At 63.7% G+C, this 12,770-nt stretch carries 7 protein-coding genes and 2 pseudogenes; 5 read left to right on the top strand and 4 right to left on the bottom strand.

Features of this window, described 5'->3' with window-relative positions:
• The first annotated feature begins 3 nt into the window (after positions 1–3).
• Positions 4–2,395 (top strand): annotated as a pseudogene (gene lon / locus AB8Z38_RS36390) (endopeptidase La).
• A 230-nt stretch (positions 2,396–2,625) separates the two neighbouring features.
• Here lon and AB8Z38_RS36385 read toward each other — a convergent pair.
• From AB8Z38_RS36385 to AB8Z38_RS36370, 4 genes are all read right to left on the bottom strand, one after another.
• Positions 2,626–2,928: an HU family DNA-binding protein gene (locus AB8Z38_RS36385; protein WP_369722343.1), complete on the bottom strand. Its 303-nt coding sequence runs from the start codon at positions 2,926–2,928 to the stop codon at positions 2,626–2,628.
• A 552-nt stretch (positions 2,929–3,480) separates the two neighbouring features.
• Complete coding sequence (locus tag AB8Z38_RS36380; RefSeq protein ID WP_369722342.1) at positions 3,481–4,941, bottom strand: GH1 family beta-glucosidase; 1,461 nt, start codon at positions 4,939–4,941, stop codon at positions 3,481–3,483.
• Between the two features lie 84 nt (positions 4,942–5,025).
• Positions 5,026–5,241 carry a VOC family protein gene (locus AB8Z38_RS36375; protein ID WP_369726808.1) on the bottom strand — a complete coding sequence of 72 codons (216 nt, stop codon included), beginning with the start codon at positions 5,239–5,241 and terminating at the stop codon, positions 5,026–5,028.
• The gene (locus AB8Z38_RS36370; RefSeq protein WP_369722341.1) at positions 5,151–5,429 is read right to left on the bottom strand and encodes a VOC family protein; all 279 of its coding nucleotides are present in this window, start codon (positions 5,427–5,429) and stop codon (positions 5,151–5,153) included. The genes AB8Z38_RS36375 and AB8Z38_RS36370 overlap by 91 nt, the downstream gene beginning before the upstream one ends.
• 192 nt (positions 5,430–5,621) lie before the next feature.
• Here AB8Z38_RS36370 and AB8Z38_RS36365 point away from each other — a divergent pair, with 192 nt between their 5' ends.
• From AB8Z38_RS36365 to AB8Z38_RS36350, 4 genes and pseudogenes are all read left to right on the top strand, one after another.
• A complete protein-coding gene (locus AB8Z38_RS36365; protein ID WP_369722339.1) occupies positions 5,622–6,719 on the top strand; it encodes an efflux RND transporter periplasmic adaptor subunit in 1,098 nt (365 codons plus the stop codon).
• Positions 6,719–9,794 (top strand): annotated as a pseudogene (locus AB8Z38_RS36360) (efflux RND transporter permease subunit). Before AB8Z38_RS36365 ends, AB8Z38_RS36360 begins: the two are co-directional and overlap by 1 nt.
• Positions 9,791–10,102: a DUF3240 family protein gene (locus AB8Z38_RS36355; protein WP_369722338.1), complete on the top strand. Its 312-nt coding sequence runs from the start codon at positions 9,791–9,793 to the stop codon at positions 10,100–10,102. The pseudogene AB8Z38_RS36360 and the gene AB8Z38_RS36355 overlap by 4 nt, the downstream one beginning before the upstream one ends.
• A gap of 59 nt (positions 10,103–10,161) precedes the next feature.
• Entirely contained in the window at positions 10,162–12,717 is a 2,556-nt protein-coding gene (locus tag AB8Z38_RS36350; protein WP_369722337.1) for a cation-translocating P-type ATPase, read from the top strand.
• Positions 12,718–12,770: the final 53 nt, after the last annotated feature.

The following is a 12,770-nucleotide window of genomic DNA, read 5'->3' as shown; positions in this document are numbered from 1 at the left end:
ATCATGGCCACCGAACAGATGAACACCGCCCAGACCAATTCCCAAAACAGCTCCGACGTGAAGATTCCCGAAGACGCGCTGATCATCATCCCCGTGCGCGAGATGGTGCTATTCCCCGGCGCCATCGCGCCAATCGCGATCGCGCGGCCGAAGTCGGTCGCCGCCGCACAGCAGGCACTGCGCGAGCAGCGGCCGGTCGGCATCGTGCTGCAACGCAGCGCCGCGACCGAAGAGCCGGGGCCCGACGATCTTTATCGGGTCGCAACCATCGCCAACATCGTGCGCTATATCACTGCACCCGATGGCACCCATCACATCGTCTGCCAGGGCGTGCAGCGTGCCCGCATCCTCGACTTCCTGCCCGGGACGCCGTTCGCGGCCGCGCGGATTCAGCAGATTCGGAGCCGACCACGATCTCGCCCGAGATCGAGGCGCGCGCTCTGAATTTGCAGCGCCAGGCGATCGAGGCGGTCGAGCTGCTGCCGCAGGCGCCACCCGAGTTGGTCGCGATGTTCCAGAGCACCAGTGCGCCCGGCGCGCTGGCGGATCTGGCGACCTCGTTCATGGACATCAAGCCGCAGGACAAGCAGGAGGTCCTGGAGACCATCGACCTCTCCCTGCGCGTCGAGAAGGTGTCGAAGCATCTGGCCGAGCGGCTGGAGGTGCTGCGCATCTCCAACGAGATCGGCCAGCAGACCCGCGCCAGCTTCGACGAGCGGCAGCGCGAGGCGATCCTGCGCGAGCAGATGGCGACAATCCAGCGCCAGCTCGGCGAAAGCGACGGCAAGGCAGCCGAGGTCGCCGAGCTGACCGCCGCCATCGCCCAGGCCAACATGCCGCCGGAGGCGGACGCGCATGCGAAAAGGAGCTGCGCCGCTACGAGCGCATGCCGGAGGCTGCTGGCGAAGCGGGCATGGTCCGCACTTATCTCGACTGGCTGATCGAGCTGCCCTGGGCCCTGCCCGAGGAGAAGCCGATCGACATCAAGGAGGCGCGCCGCATCCTGGATGCCGACCATTTCGGCCTGGAGAAGATCAAGAGCCGGATCATCGAATATCTGGCGGTGCGCAAGCTCGCCCCGCAGGGCAAGGCGCCGATCCTGTGCTTCGTCGGTCCGCCCGGCGTCGGCAAGACCTCGCTCGGACAATCCATCGCCCGCGCGATGGATCGCCCCTTCGTGCGTGTCAGCCTGGGCGGCCTGCATGACGAGGCTGAGATCCGCGGTCACCGGCGCACCTATATCGGCGCGCTGCCCGGCAACATCATCCAGGGCATCAAGAAGGCAGGCGCGCGGAACTGCGTGATGATGCTGGACGAGATCGACAAGATGGGTCGCGGCGTGCAGGGCGATCCCTCGGCTGCGATGCTGGAGGTGCTCGACCCCGAGCAGAACGGGACGTTCCGGGACAATTACCTCGGCGTGCCCTTCGACCTGTCGCGCGTGGTGTTCATCGCGACCGCCAACATGCTGGACCAGATTCCCGGTCCGCTGTTGGATCGCATGGAGCTGATCAGCCTGGCCGGCTACACTCAGGAGGAGAAGCTCGAGATCGCGCAACGCTATCTGGTGCGCCGGCAGCTCGAGGCCAACGGCCTGAGCGCCGAGCAAGCCGAGATCGAACCGGAAGCACTGAAGCTGGTCGCGAAGGGCTACACAAGGGAAGCCGGGGTGCGTAACCTGGAGCGTGAGATCGGAAAACTGTTCCGGCACGCAGCGGTGCAGGTCGCGGAGGGCACGGCCACGAAGGTCGTGGTCGGCCCGAAGGACATCGCCACCGTGCTCGGCCAGCCGCGCTTCGAGGGCGAGATCGCGCAGCGCACCAGCGTTCCCGGCGTGGCCACCGGCCTTGCCTGGACGCCGGTCGGCGGCGACATCCTGTTCATCGAGGCAACGCGGGTGCCCGGCAGGGGCAATTTGATCCTGACCGGCCAGCTCGGCGACGTCATGCGCGAGAGCGTGCAGGCGGCACTGACGCTGGTGAAGAGCAGAGCCTCGCAGATCGGCATCGAACCGTCGCTGTTCGAGAAGAGCGACATCCACGTTCACGTGCCGGCGGGCGCAACCCCCAAGGACGGGCCGAGCGCCGGGGTAGCGATGTTCACGGCGCTGACCTCACTGCTCACCAATCGCACGGTGCGCAGCGACACCGCGATGACCGGCGAGATCTCGCTGCGCGGGCTGGTGCTGCCGGTCGGCGGCATCAAGGAGAAAGTGGTGGCGGCTGCCGCCGCCGGACTGAAGCGCGTGATGCTGCCTGCGCGCAACAGGCGGGATTACGACGACATCCCGAAGAGCGCGCGGGACGACCTCGAATTCATCTGGCTCGAGCGCGTCGACGAGGCCATCGCCGCGGTGCTCGAGCCAGCCGAGGCCAAGGTCGAAGCGGCGGAGTAAGGCAATGAGCGGATTGTTGGAACGAGCGACGAAATCGCGGAGAGCGCAGCGGCTACGGCAGTTGCTCGATCGCGCGATCGATCGGGTTCGCGAGGCGCTGGCGGCACCTGGGCCGCGGCTTCGGCCGATTCCCGTGCGGGTGAAGCGCCGCAACGGCTGATCCCCTCAGCATCAGCCCTTGCGGTCACAACACAAAAAGGCCCCCTCTTCCCGAGGGGGCCTTTGCTTTATCAGGCCACAGCGTCCTTGGCGGCCTTGACCGGGCGGGCGCGGACGATCTTCCGGGCCGGCTTGGCCTTGAACATCATCTCTTCACCCGTGAACGGGTTGGTGCCCTTGCGCGCCTTGGTCGCGGGCTTCTTGATGACCACGAACTTGGCGAAGCCCGGCACCAGGAACAGGCCGTTCTTCTTGAGCTCCTTGTGGCCGACGTCGGTCAGCGTCTCCATGACGCTCTTGACGTCGCGCTTGGAAAGCTCGGTGACGGTCGAAATCTTTTCGATCAGCTGCGATTTGGACATTTGGGTTGGCATCGTGTCTCCTCTGATTCGTTGCCGGTTGCATACTAGACCAACCGTTGAAGGCTCTACTGCCTTCTGCACAGTTTTGTCGCGTTTTACGGGCTTTTCTGGCCCCCTCCGGCAAAAAACCCTGCATTTTAGCCGCTTCCTGGGCGGAAAGAGCCTCCGGCAGCGGTTTTTGCCTTGTTTCAAAGGCCCGCAAGCAGCCTTGCTAAAGCTGATTCGCTGCTTTCGACAAGCGACGACCGGCCTCTTTGTGCAAGGTCGGTCGCGATTCACCCTGAAAAATAAGGCCTGGATCCGCTCGATAAGGATCGCTGCGGCGTCGGCGCAGACGCCCTGATGCGGCACCCTCTTTGCAAAAAACTCGAAAACAACCCCATGCACAGTAGAAATGCAGGCCCCGGGATGGCGCCTCGCCCGCCTGCGAAGCGATTGACTCGTCGGGCAAAACAGGAGCAGTAGTTGATCATGGCCCGGTTCGTCCGCGAGAGCGGTGACAGACGGACTGGTGGATAGAGCTCCTCACCCCGCCCTCTCCCGTAAGAATGCTGCGAGGGAGAGCTAAGCTCCCGCCGCGTTGTTCGCGATCACGTTGCGATAAAAGCTGGCGCTGAGTTTTGCCGTGCGCACCTGCGTTTCGAAATTGACGTGATAGAGCCCGAAGCGCTTGTTGAGCCCGAACACCCACTCGAAATTGTCCATCAGACTCCAGAGGAAGTAGCCGCGCACCGGAACGCCTTCGACGGTGGCGCGCTGGAGCTGGGCGAGATAATTGCGCAGGTACATGATGCGATCGGTGTCGTAGATCTTGCCGTCGGGCGTGACCTGGTCCTCGCCGGAGGTGCCGTTCTCGCTGATATAGATCGCGTCCGTCTTCCAGATATTTGCGGCGAGCTTCGGCACCCAATAGATCGTCTCGGGGCCGACGCGCAGCCAGTCCGAATTCATGTGCGGAAATGATTTCGGGATCGGCAGCGGCGCAAAACCCGCGCCCTGGTCGGACGGCAGGATGTAGTGCTGCGGCGCGTAGATGTTGAGGCCGAGGAAATCGACCGGGGAGGAGATGATCTTCAATTCCGCGTCGGTGTATTTCGGCGCGTCGCGGCCGGCGAACTTCAGGAAGGCGTCGGTATAGCGACCCTCCATGATGACGTTGAGATATCCCGCATTCAGCTCGCGCAGCGCGATTGCGGCGGCGCGGACATGGTCGGGCGTATCGATCGCGGGAATGCAGGCATCGATGTTCTCGGCCGGGCCGACGCGGGTGCCTTGGCGGCCATGGGCACGCACGGCCTGCACCGCGAGCCCGTGCGCAAGCGCGCTGTTGTGCCTGACCTGGTTGACCTCGGCCTGCGGCAACATCAGGCCCGGCGCGTCGATGCCGATGCCATAGCCGAAATAGACGAAGCGGCCGCTCTCGTTCAGCGTGAACACGTTCCTGACGCGGTCGGTCAGGTGCTCGGCAACATAGGCCGCGTAGTCGCCAAAAATCTTGCAGGTCTCGGTGGAGCGCCAGCCGCCAAAACGGTCCTGGAGCGATTGCGGGAGGTCCCAATGGTAGAGCGTCAGCCACGGCTCGATGCCGTTCTTCAGGAGTTCGTCGATGAGGCGGTTGTAGAAATCAAGCCCCTTCGGATTCGGCTTGCCGTCGCCGTCCGGAAACACGCGCGGCCAGGCCACCGAGAAGCGATAGGCCTTGCAGCCGAGCTCCTTGATGAGCGCGATGTCCTCTCCGTAGCGGTGATAGTGCTCGTTGGCGCGATCGCCATTGGTGCCGTCCTCGATCTTGCCGGGGATGCGGACGAATTTGTCCCAGATCGAGGCGCCACGCCCGTCCTCGTTGACCGCGCCCTCGACCTGGTAGGACGAGGTGGCGGTGCCCCAGAGAAAACCTGGCGGAAAGCTACCGGCACGGCCCGGCGTCGAAGCCGGCTGGGCCCTGACCTCCAGCGGACTTGCCATCCCGGCAGCCGACAGCCCCGCGAGCTTCGCGAACTGGCGCCGCGAGACCTTGTCCGACATTGATGCTGCTCCGCTTGTGCGCTGTTGCGGTCGCACAATGGCGGGTCACAAGCGATTTGAAAAGCGCGGACGACGGAGCCAGCTTCAAGATCGAACCGGTTGCCCGATTCCCAGCAGATTACCTTCGCTGTCGCGGAACCACGCGCCCCGCTCGCCGATACCTTTGCTGGCGTAATTGCCGGCAATCTCCGCAATCCCGTCAACGGTCTTCAAGCCGGGGAAGTCATATTCCTCGAACGCGACCCCTCGTAGGCGAAGCTCGCGCACGGTGGCCTCGATGTCCTCGACTTCCCAACCCATCTGCGTGTGCGTCCCGGATTGCGTTCCGGCCGAGACGAAGATCGCAAACTCGCCAGCGGCACAGACGTAGCGGAGCCCACCCTCGCGTGCTCGACCGGCTCGAGCCCGAGTTTCTCGGAATAGAACGCCCTCGCCCGATCAAGGTCTTTTGCTGGAAGCCGGGTTGCCACTTTCGCGTTCGCTAGCATGCCGTCACTCCTTTCCTGGTCTCAATCTCGGTCCGTTCCGCTGCGATTATCCGAGGCCGATTAACGCATGGCAGTTCCGATTGACGTGGGTCAATACCAGTGGAGCGATCCGGAGTATGAAAGATTCTTGGCTCAAATCAGTTGGTAGTGATGCTCGTCTCAAGGATGAAGCGCTCTCCGCACCAAATGCGGATGCTGCGTCCAATTTTGCTTGTGCTCTCGCTTGCCGTCCTGCCCAACGTTGCGACGGCCGATGAGGACGTCAAGCTCACGGCGACACAGGCTCAGAACCTGGGCGTCCGCATGGCCCATCCGATCTCGAGCCGGACCGATCAAACACTGCCCTATCCAGCACAGATCGTCATTCCGACGGCGCAATTGTGGGTCGTGAGCGCTCCGGTCGCCGGCATGGTCACCAATCTGGCGGCGGCGCGCGGCGATCGAGTCACCGCGGGTCAACCGCTCGTGACCCTGCAGAGCCCAAGCTTTGTCACATTGCAACGCGACTACCTGCAGGCAATCGCTCAGGAGGTTCTTGCCAATCAGCAGCTCAAGCGGAACGCCGACTTGTTCGACGGCAAGGCAGTACCGCAACGCGTGCTGGAGGCCAGTCAGACGGAGGCTCGCCAAGCCGGCACCATCCTCGCCGAACGACGACAAATGCTTCATCTGAGCGGCATGTCGGACGACGGGATCTCTCGTCTAATCAACGATGCAGCGATCAGCGCAACGCTCACCGTCAGCGCGCCACAGGCCGCATCCGTCGTCGATATCGCTGTTTCGCCCGGTCAGCGCCTGGAGCAGGCCGCGTCTCTGGTAAAACTTGCGCGGCTGTCACCGCTATGGGCCGAGATTGCGATCCCGGCATCCAGTATCCGAGCCATTCGGCCCGGCGCCAAGGTCGACGTCGAGGGTTACGATGCGTCAGGCCGCGTGATCCTGGTATCCGAGACGGCCGACGCGACAACGCAGACTATTCTCGTGCGCGCGGAGATCCCGAATGAGAATGGCGGCTTGCGTCCCGGTCAGACTGCGGCGGCGCGCGTCAGCTTTCTCTCCGCGGACGAGAGCGCCTGGGAAATTCCCTATAGCGGACTCGTTCGCCGCGGCGAGCAGACGTCTGTTTTCGTCGCCATCGATGGCGGCTTTCGTCTGGTGCCCGTGACGTTGCTCGCGGAAGATCAGGACCACGTCGTGATCTCCGGGCCGATCGCCGAGAAGGATCAGATCGCAATCGCCGGCATCTCTGCGCTTCGGGGCATTCTCTTGCGGCTCGGGGCGGGACAGTAATGCTGCCACGGCTGGTCGCATTTGCGTTGTCACAGCGGTTGTTCGTCGCCTTGAGCGTGCTCTTGCTGGTCGGCGCGGCCGCGGCTTTTCTTCCAAGCCTGCCGATCGACGCCTTTCCCGACGTTTCTCCGGTCCAGGTGAAGATCATCATGAAGGCACCTGGCCTCACCCCTGAGGAGGTCGAGCAGCGCATTACAGTTCCGATCGAACTGGAATTGCTTGGACTGCCCAACAAGAAGATTCTTCGCACCACGACCAAATATGCCCTGGCCGATGTGACCGTGGATTTCGAGGACGGCACCGACATCTACTGGGCGCGCAGTCAAGTGTCGGAGCGACTTTCGAATGTTTCGCGCGATTTTCCCGACGGGGTGAGCGGCGGATTGGCGCCGATCACGAGCCCGCTCGGTGAGATGTTCATGTTCACGATCGACAGCCCGGAACTCTCGCTCGCGGAGCGGCGAACCTTGCTCGATTGGGTGATCCGCCCCGCGCTGCGTACGGTCCCCGGCGTTGCCGACGTCAACGCGCTCGGCGGCTATGTCCGAGCCTTCGAGATTGTCCCCCGCGACGCCGCGCTTGCGGCCCGCGGGATCTCCTCCGAGCTATTTCGTCGCGCCATCGAGGCCAACAGCCGCAACGATGGTGCCGGACGCGTGAACCAGGGGGAGGACAGCTCGCTGGTGCGGATCGAAGGCAGCATCCGTACAATTGATGACATCAGGGCCATCGTCGTCGACACGCGCGACGGCGTTCCGATCCGTGTGAACGACGTCGCCCGGGTCAAGGTCGGCGCCCTGAGCCGCTACGGCGCGGTCACCTCCGACGGCCGTGGCGAAACGGTCGAGGGGCTCGTGCTCGGGCTGCGCGGCGCCAATGCCGGCCAACTCGTCCGCGATGTCCGCCTGCGACTTGAGGCACTACAGCCCTCTCTGCCGAAGAGCGTCTCGATCAATGTGTTCTATGACCGGAGCCGGCTGGTCGGACGTGCCGTCGGGACCGTCGTACGTGCACTCGGCGAAGCCACCGTGCTCGTCGTCGTCCTCCTGTTGCTGTTCCTCGGCAATTGGCGCGCCTCCCTCGTCATCGCGCTCAGCCTGCCGCTAGCGATCGTGATGGCGCTCCTCGTCATGCGCGCCGTTGGCATGTCGGCCAATCTGATGAGCCTCGGCGGGCTCGCGATCGCGATCGGCATGCTCATCGACGCTCTCGTGGTCGTGGTCGAAAATATCGTCGGCAATCTCGCCAAGCACGAGCCGGGAAAAACAACTCCACTGATCCACATTGTGTTCCGATCCGTTTGCGAGGTGCTGCAACCGGTCGCGTCCGGTGTCCTGATCATCATCATCGTGTTCGTGCCTCTGCTGACGCTACAAGGACTTGAGGGAAAGCTTTTCATCCCTGTCGCGCTCGCCATCATCTTTGCGCTCGCCAGCTCGTTGCTGCTGGCGCTCACGGTCATTCCGGTTGCGACCTCGTTTTTGCTCAAATCTACGGCCCATGGCGATCCGCTACTCATCCGCATCGCGCTAAGGGTCTATGAGCCCGCCCTCGATTGGTCACTGAGGAACGAGCGCAAGGTCGTTGTCGCGGCTGTGCTGGGGCTCGCCGCCGCCGGTTACGCCTATACGCAGCTTGGCAAGACGTTCATGCCGACCATGGATGAAGGCGACGTCATCGTCAGCGTGGAAACTCTGCCCTCTGTCAATCTCGACGATTCCATTGCCGTCAACGCCAGACTCCAGTCGGCCCTTATGAAGGTGCCGGACGTCACTGGAATAGTCGCCCGAACCGGTTCTGATGAGCTCGGTCTTGATCCGATGGGTCCGAACCAGACCGATACGTTCCTGGTGCTCAAGCCTGTCGAGCAGAGGCAAGCCCGAGACCGCTCGGCCCTTCTGCAAGAGCTGCGCGATGTGCTCGCAGATTTTCCTGGCTTGTCGCTCAGCTTCACGCAGCCGATCGACATGCGCGTGCAGGAGATGATCAGTGGCGTGCGCGGCGACGTCGCGGTCAAGATCTTCGGCACTGACATTGGCCAGCTTAACGAGATTGCGGCAAAATTGTCCGCCATTGTCTCGGGCATTGAGGGGGCCGAAGATGTGTACACGACGCTCAACGAGGGCGCCCAATACTACACTGTGGCCGTGAACCGGATGGAGGCCGGCCGACTTGGCCTGACGGTGGATTCCATTGCCAACACGCTCCGTACCCAGATCGAGGGACGAACCATCGGCACCGCGCTCGAGGATGGTCGCCGTACGCCGATCCTGGTCCGCGGCGGCGAGACGACACGGGAGGCTCCGACGCTGCTTGCAAGCCTGCCGCTGACGTTGTCGTCCGGGCAACATGTTGCGCTGTCGCAGGTCGCCCGAGATCCAGCGCGTCGACGGTCCCGTGAAGATCGACCGCGAGGACGGCAACCGGATGAGCGTCGTCAGGGCCAACGTCCGCGGCCGCGATATGGTCGGGTTTGTCCAGGCGGCCCAACAGAAGGTCGCGACCGAGCTTCCGCTGCCGAAAGGCTATCGGTTGAGCTGGGGCGGACAGTTCGAGAACCAGCAGCGTGCCGCCGCCCGGCTGTCGATCGTGGTGCCCATCGCGATTGGCCTGATCTTCGTGCTGCTGTTCACCACGTTCGGTTCCGTGCGGCAGGCTTTGTTGGTGCTTGTGAACATCCCTTTCGCCTTGATCGGTGGCGTATTCGCCCTGGTGTCGACCGGGGAATACCTGTCGGTCCCGGCTTCCGTTGGTTTCATTGCTCTCCTCGGGATCGCGGTCCTGAACGGCGTAGTGCTGGTCTCTTACTTCAATCAGTTGCGCGCGCATGGCCTTGCCGAGGAGCGTATCGTTGTCGAGGGTGCCAAGCGGCGGCTCCGGCCAGTGCTGATGACAGCCAGCATCACCGCGCTGGGACTGATCCCACTGCTGTTTGCTTCCGGGCCCGGATCCGAGATCCAGCGCCCGCTCGCCATTGTGGTGATCGGTGGCTTGCTATCATCGACGGTGCTGACCCTGATCCTGCTGCCGATCCTCTACCAGCGGTTCGGCGGCGCCGCGAAGGTGGCGAAATGAAAAACGACACGGTTTGCCTCACCCTGATCGCTGCGCGCAATCTTCGCGACGAACTGTTCGACTATCTGAGCGAACAGGGAGATCTGGTGTCCGGCTTCAATGCTTCGGAGGCTGCCGGACACGGGGCCAACGTGTTGCTGCAAACCCCCAGCGAACGCGTCAAGGGACACGCGGACCAGGTGCTGGTCCGGATTATCCTGCAACGCGCCAGTGCCGAACGTTTGCTCGAGCGGGTTCGCGTTTCATTCGCCGGCACCAACATCGTATATTGGGTAACGCCGGTGACTGATTTCGGCACCATTGCCTGACCGCCGCACCGTGCCTGTCACGCGATGCAATTCACAATGAAACGTTCAGGTCCGCCGCGATGACCGCCAGCTCAACACCCGCAGTCACGGGCCTGACGGAACAGCAAGCCCGGACCCGGCTCGAAGCCGAAGGCTACAATGAGCTGCCACGACAGGCTCGGCGGACGCCGCTTCGCATCGTCCTGGAGGTGTTGCGCGAACCGATGCTGGCGCTGCTGGTTGGCGCAGGGCTGGTCTATCTCTTACTGGGGGACCTCAAGGAAGCGCTGATCCTGCTGGCTTTCGGGCTTATGTCGGTCGTCATCACCGTGATCCAGGAGACCCGCACCGAGCGTGTGCTCGAGGCGTTGCGGGATTTGACCAGCCCCAGGGCGCTGGTGATCCGGGACGGCGAACGGCGGCGCATTGCCGGGCGCGACGTCGCTCGAGGTGACCTCATCGTGCTCGCCGAAGGAGACCGCGTTCCCGCTGATGGATCGCTGTGTGAAGCCTCAGACCTGCAGACGGACGAGTCCCTGCTCACCGGCGAATCCGTGCCCGTGCGCAAGGTCGCAGCCGATCGCGTTGCCGTTGACCATCCCCGTCCCGGCGGCGACGACCAGCCTTACGTCTATTCAGGCTCGCTGGTCGTACGAGGTACCGGGATTGCCGAAGTGATCGCGACCGGGCCGCGCAGCGAAATCGGAAAGATCGGCCAGTCGCTGCAAAGCCTCGATAGCGAGCCGCCGCGGCTTCAGCAACAGACTTCCGCGCTCGTGCGCTGGTGCGCACTCGGAGGCGTGTTGGTCAGTGTATTGGCGGTCGTGCTTTATGGAACGCTCCGGGGCGGCTGGCTTGAAGCGTTTCTGGCGGGCATCGCGATCGGCATGTCCATGCTGCCGGAGGAATTTCCGGTCGTGCTGACGGTCTTCATGGCGATGGGCGCCTGGCGTATCTCCAAGGCCCGGGTGCTGACCCGCCGTGCCGCCTCGATCGAAACCCTGGGCTCGGCAACGGTCCTGTGCACGGACAAGACCGGTACGCTCACCGAGAACCGCATGACGATTGCCGAGCTGCGCCGTCCGGACGGCAGCGCGCTGCGCAACTCCGCGCTCTTGTTGCCGCACCTCCCGGCGGAGTTCGCCCGGATCGCCGTTCATGGCCTGCTCGCGAGTACGCCGGAGCCATTCGATCCCATGGAAAAGGCTTTTTACAGCTTCGTCCAGCAGGCGCCAGCTACGCGCCTCGATGTCCCGGGCAATGGCTGGCGCCTCGTACGCAGCTATGGTCTGCGCCCCGATCTTCTTGCCATGACCCAGGTCTGGCAACGGCCCGGTGCGACGCAGCTCCTGGTCGCGAGCAAGGGAGCTCCCGAGGCCATCGCGCGTCTTTGCGGGCTCGCAGAGCCGGAGATGATCGCCTTGCGCGAGGCGACCGATGCCATGGCCGCCGACGGCTTGCGCGTGCTGGGCGTGGCCGGCGCTTCATACGATGGGGCGACGCTCCCAGAGTCCCAGACCGAATTCGCTCTCCGCCTTGTTGGGCTGGTTGGCCTTGCCGATCCGCTTCGCTCGAGCGTGCCGGATGCCGTGCGGGAATGTCTCATGGCGGGCATCCGCGTCGTGATGATCACCGGGGACTATCCGGCCACGGCGCAGGCCATCGCCCGGCAAGCCGGCATCAAGACGTCCGATGTTCTGAGTGGGGACGCACTCCGGCAGGTCGACGACACCGCGCTCGCGCGACGTGTCGAAATGGTCAATGTCTTCGCGCGCATCGTGCCGGAGCAGAAGTTGCGGATCGTCCAGGCATTGAAGACGAACGGTGAGGTCGTCGCGATGACTGGCGACGGGGTCAACGATGCTCCCTCGCTCAAGGCCGCTCATATCGGCGTCGCCATGGGTGGGCGCGGCACGGACGTCGCGCGAGAGGCGTCCTCGATCGTGCTGCTCGATGACGACTTCGGCTCGATCGTGACCGCAATCCGCCTCGGGCGGCGCATCTACGACAATCTACGCAAGGCCATGAGCTTTATTTTCGCGGTGCACGTCCCCATCGCGGGCATGGCGCTGCTGCCGCTGGTCCTGGGCCTGCCGATCTTTTTCAGCCCGATCCACATTGCCTTTCTGGAGATGGTGATCGATCCCGTGTGCTCGCTGGTTTTCGAGGCGGAAACCGACGAGCGCGACATCATGAACCGGCCGCCACGCCCGCCCGACGCGCCGCTGTTCTCATGGTCCCTGATCGTATGGAGCATTGTCCAGGGAGCGCTTGCTTTCGCCGTCGTCGCGCTCGTCTATATCGTTGGGCTGCGCCGCGGCATGCCGGAAAACGAAGCCCGCGCGCTCGGGTTTTTCGCGCTCGTGCTGACGATCTTCAGCCTTGTACTGGTCAACCGCTCTTTCAGCTCCTCGCTGATCGTTGCCTTCCGCCGCCCGAACGCCGCGCTTGTTTGGATCCTCCTGACGATCGCGGCGGTCCTTGCGGCGGTCCTGTACTGGCCCGCAGCCTCCTTGCTGTTTCGCTTCGACCCGCTGCATGGCGACGACCTCCTCGTCACCATGGCTGCAGCGGCAGCCGTGCTACTGGTTCTCGAGGCTCTCAAGCCGATTTGGCGCGCACGCCTTCGCGTTTGAGCTGAATGCAGCCCTGTTGCCATCACAGCGCAAACCGGCAAAAATGGGTAGGT

The organism is Bradyrhizobium sp. LLZ17, from assembly GCF_041200145.1.
GTDB lineage: Bacteria > Pseudomonadota > Alphaproteobacteria > Rhizobiales > Xanthobacteraceae > Bradyrhizobium.
Note: the sequence above shows the minus strand (reverse complement) of the source record. Positions and strands in the feature narration are given on the sequence as shown.

Coding starts and splice junctions, on each gene's coding strand:
- AB8Z38_RS36385 (WP_369722343.1), bottom strand. CDS start 2,928: ATGCCAACCCAAATGTCCAAATCGCAGCTGATCGAAAAGATTTCGACC.
- AB8Z38_RS36380 (WP_369722342.1), bottom strand. CDS start 4,941: ATGTCGGACAAGGTCTCGCGGCGCCAGTTCGCGAAGCTCGCGGGGCTG.
- AB8Z38_RS36375 (WP_369726808.1), bottom strand. CDS start 5,241: ATGGGTTGGGAAGTCGAGGACATCGAGGCCACCGTGCGCGAGCTTCGC.
- AB8Z38_RS36370 (WP_369722341.1), bottom strand. CDS start 5,429: ATGCTAGCGAACGCGAAAGTGGCAACCCGGCTTCCAGCAAAAGACCTT.
- AB8Z38_RS36365 (WP_369722339.1), top strand. CDS start 5,622: ATGCTGCGTCCAATTTTGCTTGTGCTCTCGCTTGCCGTCCTGCCCAAC.
- AB8Z38_RS36355 (WP_369722338.1), top strand. CDS start 9,791: ATGAAAAACGACACGGTTTGCCTCACCCTGATCGCTGCGCGCAATCTT.
- AB8Z38_RS36350 (WP_369722337.1), top strand. CDS start 10,162: ATGACCGCCAGCTCAACACCCGCAGTCACGGGCCTGACGGAACAGCAA.